The organism is Amycolatopsis stemonae, from assembly GCF_054781455.1.
In genome coordinates, this window is the sequence record NZ_BAAGUJ010000010.1 from 193,946 (window position 1) to 209,677 (window position 15,732).

At 70.7% G+C, this 15,732-nt stretch carries 15 protein-coding genes; 14 read left to right on the forward strand and 1 reads right to left on the reverse strand.

Annotated elements, in window-relative coordinates; translation table 11 throughout:
- Positions 1 to 9: 9 nt before the first annotated feature.
- The 13 genes from ACYVLJ_RS32755 to ACYVLJ_RS32815 all read left to right on the forward strand — a co-directional run bounded on the left by ACYVLJ_RS32755 (position 10) and on the right by ACYVLJ_RS32815 (position 13,682).
- Positions 10 to 2,124, forward strand: a complete 2,115-nt coding sequence (locus ACYVLJ_RS32755) for a HelD family protein (RefSeq protein WP_460441567.1) — start codon at positions 10 to 12, stop codon at positions 2,122 to 2,124.
- 57 nt (positions 2,125 to 2,181) lie between these two features.
- Positions 2,182 to 3,174: an LLM class flavin-dependent oxidoreductase gene (locus tag ACYVLJ_RS32760; protein ID WP_451974952.1), complete on the forward strand. Its 993-nt coding sequence runs from the start codon at positions 2,182 to 2,184 to the stop codon at positions 3,172 to 3,174.
- Between the two features lie 362 nt (positions 3,175 to 3,536).
- On the forward strand, positions 3,537 to 4,331 hold the full coding sequence (locus ACYVLJ_RS32765) for an MlaE family ABC transporter permease (RefSeq protein ID WP_451974954.1): 795 nt from the start codon (positions 3,537 to 3,539) through the stop codon (positions 4,329 to 4,331).
- A gap of 3 nt (positions 4,332 to 4,334) precedes the next feature.
- On the forward strand, positions 4,335 to 5,192 hold the full coding sequence (locus ACYVLJ_RS32770; RefSeq protein ID WP_460441568.1) for an MlaE family ABC transporter permease: 858 nt from the start codon (positions 4,335 to 4,337) through the stop codon (positions 5,190 to 5,192).
- Positions 5,189 to 6,463 (forward strand): MCE family protein, encoded by a 1,275-nt coding sequence (locus ACYVLJ_RS32775; protein WP_460441569.1) that lies wholly within the window; start codon positions 5,189 to 5,191, stop codon positions 6,461 to 6,463. Before ACYVLJ_RS32770 ends, ACYVLJ_RS32775 begins: the two co-directional genes overlap by 4 nt.
- The gene (locus tag ACYVLJ_RS32780) at positions 6,460 to 7,464 is read left to right on the forward strand and encodes an MCE family protein (protein WP_451974960.1); all 1,005 of its coding nucleotides are present in this window, start codon (positions 6,460 to 6,462) and stop codon (positions 7,462 to 7,464) included. The genes ACYVLJ_RS32775 and ACYVLJ_RS32780 overlap by 4 nt, the downstream gene beginning before the upstream one ends.
- Complete coding sequence (locus ACYVLJ_RS32785) at positions 7,461 to 8,444, forward strand: Mce/MlaD family protein (RefSeq protein WP_460441570.1); 984 nt, start codon at positions 7,461 to 7,463, stop codon at positions 8,442 to 8,444. Before ACYVLJ_RS32780 ends, ACYVLJ_RS32785 begins: the two co-directional genes overlap by 4 nt.
- Positions 8,441 to 9,475 (forward strand): Mce/MlaD family protein, encoded by a 1,035-nt coding sequence (locus ACYVLJ_RS32790; RefSeq protein ID WP_460441571.1) that lies wholly within the window; start codon positions 8,441 to 8,443, stop codon positions 9,473 to 9,475. Before ACYVLJ_RS32785 ends, ACYVLJ_RS32790 begins: the two co-directional genes overlap by 4 nt.
- Positions 9,472 to 10,530 (forward strand): MCE family protein, encoded by a 1,059-nt coding sequence (locus tag ACYVLJ_RS32795; protein WP_451974966.1) that lies wholly within the window; start codon positions 9,472 to 9,474, stop codon positions 10,528 to 10,530. Before ACYVLJ_RS32790 ends, ACYVLJ_RS32795 begins: the two co-directional genes overlap by 4 nt.
- Positions 10,530 to 11,729 carry an Mce/MlaD family protein gene (locus ACYVLJ_RS32800; RefSeq protein WP_460441572.1) on the forward strand — a complete coding sequence of 400 codons (1,200 nt, stop codon included), beginning with the start codon at positions 10,530 to 10,532 and terminating at the stop codon, positions 11,727 to 11,729. The genes ACYVLJ_RS32795 and ACYVLJ_RS32800 overlap by 1 nt, the downstream gene beginning before the upstream one ends.
- Positions 11,717 to 12,220: a hypothetical protein gene (locus tag ACYVLJ_RS32805; RefSeq protein WP_460441573.1), complete on the forward strand. Its 504-nt coding sequence runs from the start codon at positions 11,717 to 11,719 to the stop codon at positions 12,218 to 12,220. The genes ACYVLJ_RS32800 and ACYVLJ_RS32805 overlap by 13 nt, the downstream gene beginning before the upstream one ends.
- Positions 12,217 to 12,984 (forward strand): hypothetical protein, encoded by a 768-nt coding sequence (locus ACYVLJ_RS32810; protein WP_460441574.1) that lies wholly within the window; start codon positions 12,217 to 12,219, stop codon positions 12,982 to 12,984. The genes ACYVLJ_RS32805 and ACYVLJ_RS32810 overlap by 4 nt, the downstream gene beginning before the upstream one ends.
- A gap of 53 nt (positions 12,985 to 13,037) precedes the next feature.
- Positions 13,038 to 13,682: a hypothetical protein gene (locus tag ACYVLJ_RS32815; protein ID WP_451974974.1), complete on the forward strand. Its 645-nt coding sequence runs from the start codon at positions 13,038 to 13,040 to the stop codon at positions 13,680 to 13,682.
- A 46-nt stretch (positions 13,683 to 13,728) separates the two neighbouring features.
- Here the strand turns inward: ACYVLJ_RS32815 and ACYVLJ_RS32820 are convergent, their stop codons facing one another.
- On the reverse strand, positions 13,729 to 14,619 hold the full coding sequence (locus ACYVLJ_RS32820) for an RCC1 domain-containing protein (protein ID WP_451974976.1): 891 nt from the start codon (positions 14,617 to 14,619) through the stop codon (positions 13,729 to 13,731).
- Positions 14,620 to 15,042: 423 nt separating this feature from the next.
- On the opposite strand from ACYVLJ_RS32820, the gene ACYVLJ_RS32825 reads away from it, so the two are divergent.
- Positions 15,043 to 15,681 (forward strand): DUF6801 domain-containing protein, encoded by a 639-nt coding sequence (locus tag ACYVLJ_RS32825; RefSeq protein ID WP_451974978.1) that lies wholly within the window; start codon positions 15,043 to 15,045, stop codon positions 15,679 to 15,681.
- Positions 15,682 to 15,732: the final 51 nt, after the last annotated feature.

Genomic DNA, 15,732 nt, shown 5'->3' on the forward strand with positions numbered 1-15,732 from the left:
GAGCCATGCGTGTCGGAACCTCGGGTCAGACGGGCCGAGATCGCCATCGAGCAAGCCCACGTCGATCGCGTGTACACCCGTCTGGACGAACTGCGCGCCCAAGCCGAGGCGATGCGCACGAAGGGCTACGAGATCGGCCAGGGCGCGCAGCGCGAGGCGATCTTCGAGCAGGCGTCGATGCTCTTCGAGCGCGACATGATGGTCTACCACGCCAACCAGACGCTCCAGACGCTCGACGCCGAGTACGAGGGCCTGGTCTTCGGCCGGCTCGACGACCGCGAGGGCGAACGCACCTACGTCGGCCGCCTCGGCATCCGCGACGCCGAGTTCGACAACCTCGTCACGGACTGGCGCGCGCCCGCCGCGGCCGCGTTCTACCAGGCCACGGCCGAGGAGCCGATGGACGTCGTGCGGCGGCGGGTGATCCGCTGCTCCGGCCAGAACGTGCTGGACGTCGACGACGACGTGCTGATCGCCGACGCCGTCCCCGAGGACATGCAGATCGTCGGCGAAGGCGCGCTGATGGCCGCGCTGGGGCGCTCGCGCGGCGAGAAGATGCGCGACATCGTCGCGACCATCCAGAAGGAGCAGGACGAGGTCATCCGGGCGCCGTGGCGCGGTGTCACCGAGATCACCGGCGGGCCGGGCACCGGCAAGACGGCCGTCGCGCTGCACCGCGCGGCCTACCTGCTCTACCGCTACCGCCGCCAGCTCGGCGGGGCCGGCGTGCTCGTGATCGGGCCCTCGGGGGTGTTCACCAGCTACATCTCGCGGGTCCTCCCCTCGATGGGGGAGACGAACGTCGAACTGCGCGCGCTCGGCGAGGTCCTCGACGGCCTGGAGGCGACGCGGCAGGACGCGGCGCCGCTCGCCGCCGTCAAGGGGTCGCTGCGGATGCGCAAGATCCTGCTGCGGGCGCTGCGCGACACCCCGCCGGACGCGCCGGAGGAGATGCGGATCGTCTACCGCGGCGAGGTCCTCAAGCTGACCGCGCGCGAGCTGGAGAAGGTCCGCCGCAAGGCCCACACGCAGGGCGCGCCGCCGAACCGGTCGCGGATCCGGGCGGCCGAGCTGCTGCTCGACGCGCTGGCGTCGAAGGCGGAGGAGTACGCGAAGGCCGACGGCAAGCAGATCGACCGCGCCGAGCTGGTCACCGACCTCGGCGAGCGGATCGACTTCCACCGGTTCCTGGTCGTCTGGTGGCCGGTCCTGTACCCGGCGCAGGTCCTGAAGTGGCTGGGCGAGGAGAAGCGGCTGGCCTCGGTCGCGAAGGGCGTGCTGAACCGGCAGGAGATCTCGATGCTGGCCGCGGACTTCGCGGACCGCTCGCGGGGCTGGTCGATCGCGGACGTCGCGCTGCTGGACGAGCTGCGCGTGCTGATCGGGCCGCCGCCGAAGCGCAAGCGCCGCCAGGTGATCGAGGTCGAGCCGGACCGCTCCGGCGGCGCCCCGACGCGGCCCGAGCACTACGACGAGTACTCGCACGTGGTCGTCGACGAGTCGCAGGACCTCTCGCCGATGCAGTGGCGGATGGTCGGCCGGCGCGGCAAGTACGCGAGCTGGACGGTGGTCGGCGACCCCGTGCAGAGCTCGTGGCCGGACCCGGCCGAGGCGGCGCAGGCGCGCGACCAGGCGTTCGGCCTCAAGACCGCGCGGCGCCGGTTCACGCTGCGCACGAACTACCGGAACTCGGCCGAGATCTTCGACCTGGCGGCGAAGGTCGTGACCGGGCACGCGGAGGCCGGCGAGCTGCCGGTGGCCGTGCGCAAGACCGGGATCGTGCCGGAGGTCCGCCCGGTGGAGGCGGCCGGCCTGGCGTCGGCGACGCAGGCGGCGGTCAAGGAGCTGCTGGGCGCGGTCGAGGGCACGGTCGGCGTGATCACGGCGATGGACCGGGTGCCGGAGGTCGCCGGCTGGCTGGCGGACCACGAGGACGAGCGGCTGAAGGTCGTGGGCAGCCTGGACTCGAAGGGCCTGGAGTACGACGCCGTGGTGCTCGTCGAGCCGAACGACCTGATCGTCGAGTCGACGACCGGGCGGCGGGTGCTGTACGTCGCGCTGACCCGGGCGACGCAGCAGCTGACCGTGCTGGCCTCGAACCCCGACTGGCTCCCCGCGCGCTGAACACGCCCGGGCGGCGGCGCGGGAAGCTTTGGCGGCACCGGGGCGTTGACCCCGGTTGTGAGCTCACTGCCTGACGTGCCGCTGTCCGTGCTCGACCTGTCCCCCGTTTCGGAGGGGAACAGCATCGGCGAGACGCTGCGCAACACCCTGGACCTCGCCCGCGCCGCGGAACGGCTGGGCTTCAACCGCTACTGGCTGGCCGAGCACCACAACATGCCCGGCATCGCCAGCTCGGCGACGGCCGTGCTGATCGGCCACGTCGCCGACGCGACCGAGCGCATCCGCGTCGGCTCGGGCGGGATCATGCTGCCCAACCACGCGCCGCTGGTGGTCGCCGAGCAGTTCGGCACGCTGGAGGCGTTCCACCCCGGCCGCATCGACCTCGGCATCGGCCGCGCGCCGGGCACCGACCAGCGGACGGCGCTCGCGCTGCGCGGGCCGGGCGGGCTGTCGGCGGAGAACTTCCCGGAGCACCTGCAGGAGCTGATCGGCTACTTCACCCACTCCGAGGCGCGGGGCGTCAACGCGGTGGTGGCCGAGGGCAACCAGCCGCCGGTGTGGCTGCTGGGCTCGAGCGGCTTCAGCGCCCAGCTCGCCGGCCGGCTCGGGCTGCCGTTCTCCTTCGCGCACCACTTCGCGGCCGAGAACACGATCCCGGCCGTGCAGCTGTACCGGGAGAACTTCCGGCCCGGCGTGCTCGACGAGCCGTACGTGATGCTCGGCGTTTCGGTCGTCGCGGCCGAGACGGACGACCGCGCGCGGTTCCTGGCCGGGCCGTCCGGGCTGACGTTCCTCAGCCTGCGCCGCGGCCGCCCGATCGCGATGCCGACCCCCGAAGAGGCGGCGGAGTACCCGTACACGGAGATCGACCGCGCGTTCCTCGCCGACCGCTTCGGCTCGAGCATCATCGGCTCGCCCGAGACCGTCCACAAGGGACTCGAGCAGCTGCTGGCCGACACGGACGCGGACGAGCTGATGATCACCACGATGGTCCACGGCCACGCGGACCGCGTCCGCTCGTACGAGCTGGTCGCCGGCCTCAAGTCCTGACGAGCACCCCGGAGGGCACCTTCGCCGTGGAGGTGCCCTCCGGCGCGTCCGGTGCTACAAAGGTGCCCATCCGTCACTTCCGGCAGCCGGGTCGGTATTTTCTTTTCCTTCTTTGACAACAAGATCCGGTCCGTTTGTCAGCGCTCGACAAGAAATGCGCGGTTACCAGCCCGTGACCGCGTGATCATGCTGAAGTTCTTGTCTCCCAGCAGGCCCGTCGTTAGCGTACCGACCAGTAGGAACCGGCACGGTGTCCCCCGAGACCGTGAATGGCCGACAATTTTTACGCCGTTCGGACCATTTCCCCTTGCTCATCTCGGGTGTATTCGGCGTGCCGCCGGAACCACTGGGGAGGCACACGCATGGCCGAACGGACGACGACGGCGTCGTTCCCCGGGGCCGCCGCGCTGCGGCAGACCGGGCGGCTCTACGGGCTCGGCTTCGACGTCGTCCGGCTGACCTTCCGGCGCCCGTTCCAGCTGCGTGAGCTGATCCAGCAGTTCTGGTTCATCGCGAGCGTCTCGATCCTGCCGACGGCGCTGGTCTCCATCCCGTTCGGCGCGGTCATCGCGCTGCACATCGGGTCGCTGACCACGCAGATCGGCGCGCAGTCCTTCACCGGCGCGGCCAGCGTGCTCGCCATCATCCAGCAGGCCAGCCCGATCGTCACGGCGCTGCTCATCGCCGGCGCGGGCGGTAGCGCGATGTGCGCCGACCTCGGGTCCCGCACCATCCGCGAAGAGATCGACGCGATGGAGGTCCTCGGCGTCTCGCCCGTGCAGCGGCTGATCGTGCCGCGGGTGCTCGCCGCGATGGGGGTCGCCGTCTTCCTCAACGGCATGGTCAGCGTCGTCGGTGTGCTCGGCGGCTACTTCTTCAACGTGATCATGCAGCACGGCACGCCCGGCGCGTACCTGGCGAGCTTCTCGGCGCTGGCGCAGCTGCCCGACCTGTGGATCAGCGAGATCAAGGCCGTCATCTTCGGCTTCGTCGCCGGCGTGGTCGCCGCCTACCGCGGGCTGAACCCCAAGGGCGGGCCGAAGGGCGTCGGCGACGCCGTCAACCAGTCCGTGGTCATCACGTTCCTGCTGCTGTTCGTGCTGAACCTGGTGCTCACCACCGTGTACCTGCAGCTCGTGCCGCCGAAGGGGAGCTGAGCCATGGTGACCACCGACGTCCCGAGATCGAGATCCGCGCGGGTCCGCGAAACCGTCGACCGGAGCTTCGGCTTCCTCGACACCCTCGGCGACCAGATCCTCTTCTTCCTGCGCGCGATCGCGTGGGTGCCGCGCGCGCTCCGCCGCTACCTGCGCGAGATCGTCCGCCTGCTGGCCGAAGTCAGCTTCGGCAGCGGCGCGCTCGCCGTCATCGGCGGCACGATCGGCGTGATGATCGGGATGACCGTCGCCACCGGCACGGTCGTCGGCCTGCAGGGCTACTCCGCGCTCAACCAGGTCGGGACGTCGGCGTTCGCCGGGTTCGTCTCCGCCTACTTCAACACCCGCGAGATCGCGCCGCTGGTGAGCGGGCTCGCGTTGAGCGCGACCGTCGGCTGCGGCTTCACCGCGCAGCTCGGCGCGATGCGGATCTCCGAGGAGATCGACGCGCTCGAGGTCATGGGCATCCCGAGCGTCCCGTACCTGGTGACGACGCGGGTGATCGCCGGCTTCGTCGCGGTCATCCCGCTCTACGCGATCGGGCTGCTGTCGAGCTACCTCGCCTCGCGCCAGATCACCGTGTGGTTCTTCGGCCAGTCCGCGGGCACCTACGACCACTACTTCCTGCTGTTCCTGCCGCCCGGCGACGTGCTGTGGTCGTTCGGGAAGGTCCTGGTGTTCAGCGTGGTCGTGGTGCTGGCCCACTGCTACTACGGCTTCCGCGCGAGCGGCGGCCCGGCGGGCGTCGGCGTGGCGGTCGGCCGTGCGGTGCGCACCGCGATCGTCGCGATCAGCGTGCTCGACTTCTTCCTGTCCCTGGCCATCTGGGGCGCGACGACCACCGTGCAGGTGGCCGGATGAGACGGGAGACCCGCCGCAAGGCCGGGATCCGCACCGCGGGCGTGCTGTTCCTGGTGGTGATGGGCGTGCTCGTGACGCTCTCGATCAAGGTGTACGACAAGGACTTCGTCACCGTCGTCCCGGTGACGCTCAAGGCGGACCGCATCGGCAACCAGCTCTCCCCGGGCGGCCAGGTCAAGGCCCGCGGCGTGCTCGTCGGCGAGATCCGCGAGGTCCGGGCGACGCCGCAGGGCGCCGAGATAGCGCTTGCGCTGGAGCCGGGCAAAGTGGACATGCTGCCGCGCAACGTCTCCGCGTTGCTCGTGCCGAAGACGCTGTTCGGCGAGCGGTACGTCCAGTTGTCCATTCCGGACACCGCCCGGGCTCCGCACCTGAAATCGGGTGACGTCATCGAGCAGGACCGCTCGGCCAACGCGATCGAGCTGGAACGCGTCTTCGACAACCTGCTGCCGCTGCTCAAGGCCGTCCAGCCGCAGAAGCTCGCGACCACGCTGACCGCGGTCTCGACGGCGTTGCAAGGGCGCGGCGAGCAGCTCGGCCGGACCCTCGACACGGCCGCGGGCTACCTGAAGGACTTCACCCCGGACGTGCCGACGCTCACCCGGGACATCCACGACCTGGCCACGGTTTCGAACCTCTACGGCGACATCGCCCCCGACCTGCTCGACGCGCTCAGCTCGTCGGCCGTCACGCTCAACACGGTCAAGGAGAAGCAGGCCGACCTCGCCGGGGTCTACCAGCAGGTGACGTCGTCGTCCCAGGAGGTCACGACGTTCCTGCAGAACAACCGCGACAACCTGATCTCACTGGCCGCCGACAGCCGCGCGCCGCTGGAGATCGCCGCGAAGTACTCCCCCAGCTTCGCCTGCACCATCGGCTCGCTGAGCGCCTTGAAGGACTCGATGGACAAGGTCCTCGGCACCACCCGGAACGAGCCGGGCCTGCACGCCGAAGTCACGGTGACCGCCGACAGCGGCAAGTACCTGCCCGGCAGGGACGACCCGCGCTACACCGGCGGCGGCGAGCCGCGCTGCTACCCCTCCGGCGTCGCCCCGACCGTCGGCACCGCCGCGGCGGGTCCTGGCACCGCCGGGCACCCGCTGCTGCCCGGCGGCGAGGGCGACCTCGGCGTCGCGAACTCGCCGCAGGAGCAGCAGCTGCTGTCCACGTTGGTCGCGCCGTCGATCGGCGTGCCGGCCGCGCGGGTCCCGGCGTGGAGCAGCGTGCTCGTCGGCCCGCTCTACCGCGGCACGGAGGTGAAGCTCAAGTGAGGAACGTCGCTTCGCCGCTCATCAAGAGCTTGGTCTTCATCGCCGTGACGGCCGTCGCCACGGCTCTGCTGGCCGTCTCCATCACGAACTCCGGCGTCGGCGCGGGCATGACCTACTCGGCCAAGTTCCTCGACGCCACCTCGCTCAACGTCGGCGACGACGTGCGCATCTCCGGCGTGCGCGTCGGCCAGGTCTCCTCGCTCGAGATCAGCGACCACAACCGGGCGCTCGTCGGGTTCTCCCTCGACCGGGGCCGCCGGCTGCCCGCCGACGTCAAGGCGGTCATCAAGTACCGCAACATGGTCGGGCAGCGCTACGTCGCCCTCGAGCGCGGCACGACCGGCACCCGGGACCTGCTGCCCGAGGGCGGCGAGATCCCGCTGGACCGCACGACGCCGGCCCTGGACCTCACCGACCTGTTCAACGGCTTCAAGCCGCTGTTCCAGGCGCTCTCGCCGACCGACGTCAACGAGCTGTCCGGCGAGATCGTCCAGGTGCTGCAGGGCGAAGGCGGCACCGTCGAGAGCCTGCTGGCCCACACCGGTTCCCTGACCACCACGCTCGCCTCGCGCGACAAGGTGATCGGCGAGGTGATCGGGAACCTCAACTCGGTCCTCAAGACCGTCAACGGCAAGGGCGACGCGCTGGCGAACCTGGTGTCCACGCTGCGGCAGCTGGTGTCCGGACTGGCCGGCGACCGCGCCGCGATCGGCGACGCCATCAGCGGGATCGGCGACCTGACGCAGTCCACGGCCGGCTTGTTCGAGCAGGCGCGCCCGCCGCTCAAGGAGAGCATCGCCGGGCTGCAGGAGGTGGCGAGCACGCTGGGCCAGAACCAGTCCGATGTGGACAGCTTCCTGACCGACCTGCCGGTGAAGTTCACCGAGATCGGCCGGGTCTCCTCCTACGGGACGTGGATGAACTTCTTCCTCTGCCGCGCCACGCTCGAAACCACGCCCCAGCGCGGGGTGTACGTCCCGGCGGCGAGGTGCGGCTCGTGAAGTCCTTCAAGGAACGCAACCCGATCACCCTCGGCGTGGTCGGCAGCGTCGCGCTCGCCGCGCTGCTCACCGTCACGTTCAACTACGACAACCTGCCGGTCGTCGGCGGCGGCACCACCTACCGGGCGGAGTTCTCCGAAGCCGCGGGCCTGCAGCCGGACGACGAGGTGCGGATCGCCGGCATCAAGGTCGGCGAGGTCCGCGACGTCACGCTCGACGACGACCACGTCCTGGTGGCCTTCCGGGTCAAGAACGCCTGGATCGGCGACCGCACGACGGCCGACATCAAGATCAAGACGTTGCTGGGCCGCAAGTTCCTCGCGCTGAACCCCACCGGCGACGGCGTGCAGGACCCGAACCGGCCGATCCCCCGCACCCGGACCGTCACGCCCTACGACGTCACCGACGCCTTCAACGGCCTCGCGGACACGGTCGGCGCGATCGACACGAAACAGCTCGCGGACAGCTTCACCACGCTGTCGGACACCTTCCGCACCTCCCCCGAGCACGTCCGCAGCGCGCTCGACGGCCTGTCCCAGCTGTCCAAGACCGTCTCCAGCCGCGACGGCGAGATCGCCGAACTCCTGGCCAACGCGCGGAAGCTGACCACCACGCTGGCGAACTCGAACGACGACTTCGAGAACCTCATCGACGACGGCAACCTGCTGCTCACCGAGCTGAACAACCGCCGCGACGCGATCCACGACCTGCTGACCGGCTCGGCGCGGCTGGCCGACCAGCTGCGCGGGCTCGTCGCCGACAACAGCGACCAGCTCAAGAAGGCGCTGACCGCGCTCGACCAGGTCACCGACCTGCTGAGGCGGCAGAACGACAACCTCACCAAGGGCCTGCAGCTGGCCGGGCCGTACTTCCGCGTCGTCACCAACACCACCGGAAACGGCCGCTGGATCGACGCCTACCTCTGCGGGCTGCTGCCCGAGAACCACAGCCCGTGCACCGCGCCGGGAGGTACGAAGTGAGCGCGCTGACCACCACCCGCGCCGGGGTCCTGACCAGCCGGTTCATCGCCGCCGCGCTCCTGCTCGCGCTCGCCGTCACGGCCGCGCTGTGGTGGGTGTTCTCCGGCACCGGGCAGCACCACGTCACGGCGTTCTTCACGCGCGCGGTCGGCGTCTACGCCGGCTCCGACGTCCGCGTGCTCGGCGTCCGGATCGGCCAGGTCGACGCCGTCACCCCGCGCGGCGACCAGGTGCAGGTCGACATGACGGTCGACGGCTCGGTCGGGATCGCCGAGGACACCACGGTGCTGGTGATCGCGCCGAGCGTCGTCGCCGACCGCTACGTCCAGTTCGCCAAGCCGGCCCGCGGCGGGCCCCGGCTGCCCGACGGCGCGTCGATCCCGGTGGCCCGCACCGCGACCCCGGTCGAGCTCGACCAGCTCTACGCCAGCCTCGACACGCTGTCGAAGGCCCTCGGCCCGAACGGCGCGAACTCCCAGGGCGCCCTGTCGGACCTGCTCAAGACCGGCGCGCGGAACCTGCAGGGCAACGGGCAGGCGTTCAACGACAGCGTCCGCAACTTCGCGCAGCTCGCCCGGACGCTGGCGGGCAACTCGACCGACCTGTTCGGCACCGTCGACGAGCTGCAGCGGTTCACGACCATGCTCGCCACCAACGACCAGCAGGTCAGCGGCGTCAACCAGCAGCTGTCGCAGATCTCGGGGACCTTGGCCGCCAACAGCGGCGAGCTGAGCCACGCGCTGAACAGCCTCGGCCAGGCGCTCGGCGACGTCCAGGCGTTCATCCGGGACAACCGCACCGTCCTGAAGTCCAATGTGGACAACCTGGTCGTGACGACGCGGACGCTCGTCGAGCAGCGCCAGTCGCTGGCCGAGACCCTGGACGGGGCGCCGCTGGCGGTGACGAACGTGCTCAACGCGATCGACCCGGACACCGGCGCGCTGCGCGGCCGCGGCAACGTCCTCGAGTACTACCCGCCGACGCCCCTGCCGCTCAGCGGCGACGTCTACACCAACGGGGGTGGGCGGTGAAGCGGATCCTCGCGGCTGTGGGCGTCGGCTGCCTCCTGCTCGCGGGCTGCTCTTCGGGCGAGTTCAAGGGCGTCTACGACCTGCCGCTGCCCGGCGGCGCCGACCTCGGCGACCACCCCTACGCGGTGACCGCGCAGTTCGCCGACGTCCTCGACCTGGTGCCGCAGGCCGCGGTGAAGGTCGGCGACGTCCCGGTCGGGCGGGTGCGGGAGATCCGGCTCGGCGCCGACGGCTGGACCGCCGAAGCCGTGCTGGACGTCAACGGCGACGTCCGGCTGCCCGCCGACGCCGTCGCGCGGCTGCGCCAGTCGAGCCTGCTCGGCGAGAAGTTCGTCGAGCTGGCCGCCCCGGACGGCGAAGCCGCGAACGCCGGCCCGCGGCTCGCGAACGACGCGACGATCCCGGTGTCGCGCACCAACCGCAACCCCGAGTTCGAGGAGATCTTCGGCGCCCTTTCCCTGCTGCTCAACGGCGGCGGGATCGGGCAGCTGCAGACGATCAACCGCGAGTTGTCCAAGGTGATGGACGGCAACGAAGAGCAGATCCGCTCGTTCCTCTCCGGTGTCACCACGCTGATGACGGACCTGGACAGCCACCGCTCGGACATCACCGAGGCGCTCGACGGGCTCAACCGGCTGTCCGCGACGCTCGCGGACCGGCACGAGCAGGTGTCGGGCGCGCTGACCGACCTCACGCCGGGGTTGCAGAGCCTGAGCGAGCAGCGCACCCAGCTCGTCTCGATGCTGCAGTCGCTCGACCGGCTTTCGTCGGTGGCCACGGACGTCGTGAACCGCAGCCGCGACGACATGGTGGCGGACCTGCGCGCGCTCGCGCCCATCCTCGGCCGGCTGGCCGACGCGGAGGACAAGCTGCCGAAGTCGCTGCAGATGCTGCCGACGTTCCCCTTCCCCGACTCGGTGCTGCCGGCGATCAAGGGCGACTACGTCAACGTGTACACGTCGATGATCCCGGCGGCCGGCGTGCCGCTGCCGCCGCCCGGCGAAGGCGTCCCGCCCGGCCTGCCGACGCTCCCGCTCGGTTCGGGAGGCCAGTGATGCTGACGCGCAGGGTGCGGGTCCAGGTGGTCGCGTTCGTCGTGATCGCCCTGGCCACGACGGCGTTCGTCGGAGCCAACTACGCCGGGCTCGGCCGGCTGTTCGGCTCGGGCAGCTACACGGTGAAGCTCGAGCTCGCCGAAGGCGGCGGGCTGTTCACCAACGGCGAGGTGACCTACCGCGGCGTCGCGGTCGGGCGCGTCGGCGAGCTGCGGCTGACCACCACGGGCACCGAGGCCGACCTGCTGATCGACGACGGCGCCCCGCCCATCCCGGCGAACTCCGCGGCGGTGGTGGCGAACCGGTCGGCGGTCGGCGAGCAGTACGTCGACCTGCAGCCGCGCACGGCCGACGCGCCCTACCTCGAGGCGGGCTCGGTCATCCAGCGCGAGTCGACGACGTTGCCGCTGCCGGTGAACAGCCTGCTGACCGACCTGGACTCGTTCACCGCGTCGGTGCCGACGCAGGACCTGCGGACGGTGGTGGACGAGCTCGACGACGCCCTGCGCGGCGCCGGCCCCGACCTGCAGACGCTGATGGACTCGGCGACCGCGTTCACCCAGCAGGCGAGCGCGAACCTGCCCCAGACGTCGAAGCTCATCGGTGACGGCGCGACGGTGCTGCGGACCCAGGTCGGCTCGTCGTCGGAGTGGCGTTCGTTCAGCGGCAACGCCCGCGTCTTCGCCCAGCAGCTCGCGCGGTCGGACGGCGACCTGCGGCGGCTGATCGCGACCGCCCCGCCGGCGGCGACCGAGCTTTCGACGCTGCTGAAGGAGAACGACCCGGGCCTGCCGATCCTGCTGGCCAACCTGCTGACGACGGCGCGGGTGTTCGGCACCCGCACGGCGGCGGAGGAGACGCTGCTGGCGAACGTGCCGCGCGCGGTCGCGGGCGTCGGCTCGGCGCTGAACCCCCAGGGCGACGCCCTGCGGATGGAACTGGTGCTCAACTTCGACAACCCGCAGCCGTGCGTGCGTGGCTACGAAAGCACGCCGCACCGGTCGAGCGACGACCTTTCGCCGTTGCCGTTCAACACGGACGCGGCCTGCACCCTGCCGTACGGCAACCCGAGTTCGGTGCGCGGCGCGCAGAACGCACCGCACCCGCCGGTCCCGGCACCGGCGCTGCCGGGCGGCCTGACCGGACTCGACGGGCTGACGACGTCGACGAGCCTCGAGGAGATGCTGTGGCTGCGGTGAAGTACGGCGCTGTAGCGGTCTTCGCGGCCGCCACGGTCTTCGCGGGCTGGTCGGGCTACGCGTGGTACGCGGCTTCGCACGACTCGGCGCTGACGTACGGCGTCGCGCGCGACGAGGCGTTGACGAGCGGCCGGACGCTGGTGGCGGAGCTGAACACGCTGGACTACCACGACGTGAACGGCGGGCTGGGACGCTGGCTGGCGGCCTCGACGGGCCCGTTGCACGACCAGCTGGCCCGCACGGACGACACGACGAAGAAGACGCTGACGGCGAACGCGACGGTGGCGACGGGCCGGGTCCTGGACGCGGCGTTGAGCGAGCTGGACGAGCACGCGGGGACGGCGAAGATGCTGGCGTCGGTGGAGATCACGATGACCCGCCAAGGGGCGGCACCGACGGTTAAGCGCAACCGTTTCGCGGCGGCGTTGTCGCGAACGGCTGAGGGGTGGAAGTTGAGTGCGCTCGACCAGCTGCCGGTGGGTGCCCGATGAGCCGCACCCGGGCGATCCCGGAAGAGTCGGCGGCCGAGGTCGCCGCCGCAGGCTCGAGCAGCCCCGCTGAGGCCGAGCCGCTCGCCGACGGCGAGACCGACCAGGCCACCACCGCAGGCTCGAGCAGCCCCGCCGAGGCCGCCCCGGCCGGTGCCGGGCGGCTCGAGATCGCCGAGACCGAAGTCGGCGAGTCCCGCACTGAGTCCGAGCCAGCCGAAGGTGAAGCCGCTGCCGAGCATGCTCCAGCCAAAACCCGCCCCGGCTGGCTGCGCCTTCCCGCCCTCCTGCTCGCCGCCGCACTCCTGCTCACCGGCGCCGGCGTCTGGTTCACCCTCGAAGCGCGCTCCGCCTCGAGCAACCCCGCCGCCGGGAACCTCGCCCTCACCGACGTCGGGGCCACCGCCGACGTCACCTCCGCGGTCAGCCTCGCGATGAACCGGATCTTCTCCTATTCCTACGACAAGACCGACGTCACCGAAAAGGCCGCCGCGGCGGTGTTGCGCGGGGACGCCAAGACCTCTTACGACCAGCTCTTCGCGCAAGTCCGGGAAAAAGCGCCCGAGCAGAAACTCGTGCTCACTTCGCGCGTTTCGGCGATTGCCGTCCAAGAACTCCGGAATGGTCACGCGCGGTTACTCGTCTTTCTCGACCAATCGGCCGTCCGGGCTGACAACAATGCGACCGACAGCGCCGCGGCGCAGCTTTCCGTGACCGCGGAACACACGGGTGACGGCTGGGTCGTCACCGAACTCGAACCGCGCTGAACCGTTTCCGGGAACACCCGGGAACGGACGGGCAACGCACAAGGAGGACAACCATGTCCGTGGCAACGCAGCTGAGGAGACTGGCCGTGCTCACGTCGGCGGCGGCACTCACGCTGACCGGGGTCGCGGTGACGCCGGCGTCGGCCGACGTCATCCCGATCCCCGTGTCCTACAAGGTCACCGGCAGCACCACGGTGAAGAAGACCGGCAGCGCCATGAAGCTCGGCCCCGGCTCGCTCAAGGGCAACCTGCTGATCGACGACCAGACCGGGTCGGTCGGGCTCAGCGCCGACCTGGCGCTGCCGCCGTCGCAGGCCGACATCTCGCTGCTGTCCGGCATCTTCCGCATCAAGGCGAAGGTCAAGGTGACCCCGCTCGGGCCGGCCACCGGCACCATCGCCGACGGCAACCTGACCACGCACGCCCAGGCCAGCATGGAGATCTACGACATCTGGGCCGGCCCGATCGTCCCGGTCATCCCGCTGCCGACCGTGCCGGGCAGCTGCAAGACGAAGACCCCGCTCGACCTGACGCTGTCCGCGCAGGACATCGACATCACCGCGCCGGCCATCACGGTGACCGGCACCTACACCATCCCCGAGTTCACCAACTGCTTCATCGCCGACATCGCCCTCGGCGCCCTGGTTTCGGGGCCGGGCAACACCATTTCGCTCGACCTGGCCAGCGACGCTTCCTGACGCCGGGCCGCGGGTGGCGGGCCGCGAAGCCCGCCACCCGACGGCGTCAGCAGGGCGCGGCCGGGTTTTCCTTCAGCGCGAAGCTGTCGTTGTCCCCGGCCGAAACGGCGAACACCGGCCCGCACCAAGGGAAAGCGGACTCGCCGACGAAGTTCGATCCCCAGACCACCACCGAGCCGTCCGTCTTGAACGCCACGTTGTGGTTGAACCCGGCGTCGATGCCCGCGACGTCGGACAGCGCCTCCGGCGGCACCTCGGTCTGGTGGAAGTTGTCGCGACCCCAGGCGTAGACCTGGCCGTTCTTCAGCGCGAGGCTGTGGTTGAACCCGGCGGAAACCGCCGTGACACCCGAAGAAAGCCCGGCCGGCACGGTCGCCTGGCCGTAGGTGTTGCTCCCCCAGGCCAGCACGCCGCCGTTCTTGAGCGCCAGGTTGTGGTCGCCCCCGGCGGAAATCGCGGTGACGCCGGACTGGGCGGCCGCCGGCACGTCGGTCCGCGTCCCCCAGCTCACCACCTGCCCGTTCTGCTTGAGCGCCAGGCTGTGCATGTTGGACGTCGAGATCGCGATGACCCCGCTGGACACCGACGCGGGCAGCGTGGTCTGGCCGTACCAGTTGTTCCCCCAGGCCAGGACCTGGCCGTTCTTGAGGGCCAGCTCGTGGCCCCAGCCCGACGCGATCTGGCTGACCCCGGACGTCGCCGCGGCGGGGATTTCGTTGGCGCCCCAGTTGTTCGCGCCCCACGCGAGGACCGCGCCGCCCTTGAGCGCCAGCGCGGTCGTGCTGCCCGCCGACACGGCGGTGACGCCGTCCAGCGCGGACGCCGGCGGGATCGTCACGTCGTAATCCGGTTTCCCCCAGGCGATCACGCCGCCGACGGTGGCCGCGGACGCCGGCGCGGCGAACGCCGAGGCGGCCAGCACCACCGTCACGGCCACTGCGGCACCTCTGGTCGACACCCGTCCACAACGGGAAGTACCCGGCACGGTAGCCTCATTTCTCCGGTTTCGTTATCCGGGATTGCTCCGGCAAGATCACAAATGGTAGACCGGCACACTCGGCACTTCGCCACGGCGGCCGTTCTTTGTCAAAATCCGCCAAATCCGCACGCGAGCCTACGCCGTCGTGGACAAGAAACCGATACCGCCGAACGACGTATCCCCCGCGCAGTCACGAAGTCTTGTCCCTTACTGAACTGGCGAGTAGCCTCAATTCCGGCAGATGGACCTCCACCTCGCCTGCCGATGAATCGCGACCCGCCGCCCGGGGCAATGGGGACGGTGAGCGCGATGGGGGCTCACGGCGGCGGGAAATCGATCAGCCAAAGCCGAGACTGAACTGAATCAAAGGAGATGACAGGCATGTCCCGACTCAGCAGGCTGTCCGCCGGTATCGCCACCACCGCGACCGCGATCGGCGCCATCGCGGTGCTGACCGCGGGCACCGCGGCCGCCGCCACCGTCACCTACACCGCCGGGGGCACGGCGGGGCTCACCTACAACTGCACCTTCCCCGGTATCTCGCCGCAGCCGGTCGCGATCACCGCGCACCTGGACGCACCCGACACGGTCGCGGCGGGCAGCACCGTCACCCCCGCCAACGTCGGCGGCACCGCCACGATCAGCGCGACGGTCCACTCGCTGCTGACCGCGGTCGGCTACGACGGCATCCGCGGCAACGCGACGGTGCCGGTGACGGCGTCGGCGGGCACGCTGTCGCAGCCGTCGGCCTCCGGGCTGGACATCCCGGAGGTGATCTACCCGACCGGCGGGCCGATCACGGTGGTCATCTCGCAGGTCGCGACGTCCAGCATCCCGAACTGGACCGCCCCGGCCACCGCGGGCAGCGCCACCCTGTCGCTGACGAGCGGGCTGTCGGCGAACCTGGAGTTCCACAAGAAGTCCACCGGCGCCTGGTCGCCCTGGACGATGAACTGCACCCTGAAGGTGACCAGCCCGGCGCAGAACACGGCGTTCAGCCCGAGCATCACCGTCTCCTGACCGGATTCCCGGTGCGGGCCCGTCCCCTGGCCCGCACCGGGACTCCCGTCC

What these genes read in the sequence shown, in the direction of transcription:
- ACYVLJ_RS32765 (WP_451974954.1), top strand. Translation starts at nt 3,537, where the DNA reads ATGGCCGAACGGACGACGACGGCGTCGTTCCCCGGGGCCGCCGCGCTG.
- ACYVLJ_RS32770 (WP_460441568.1), top strand. Translation starts at nt 4,335, where the DNA reads ATGGTGACCACCGACGTCCCGAGATCGAGATCCGCGCGGGTCCGCGAA.
- ACYVLJ_RS32775 (WP_460441569.1), top strand. Translation starts at nt 5,189, where the DNA reads ATGAGACGGGAGACCCGCCGCAAGGCCGGGATCCGCACCGCGGGCGTG.
- ACYVLJ_RS32800 (WP_460441572.1), top strand. Translation starts at nt 10,530, where the DNA reads ATGCTGACGCGCAGGGTGCGGGTCCAGGTGGTCGCGTTCGTCGTGATC.
- ACYVLJ_RS32810 (WP_460441574.1), top strand. Translation starts at nt 12,217, where the DNA reads ATGAGCCGCACCCGGGCGATCCCGGAAGAGTCGGCGGCCGAGGTCGCC.
- ACYVLJ_RS32815 (WP_451974974.1), top strand. Translation starts at nt 13,038, where the DNA reads ATGTCCGTGGCAACGCAGCTGAGGAGACTGGCCGTGCTCACGTCGGCG.
- ACYVLJ_RS32825 (WP_451974978.1), top strand. Translation starts at nt 15,043, where the DNA reads ATGTCCCGACTCAGCAGGCTGTCCGCCGGTATCGCCACCACCGCGACC.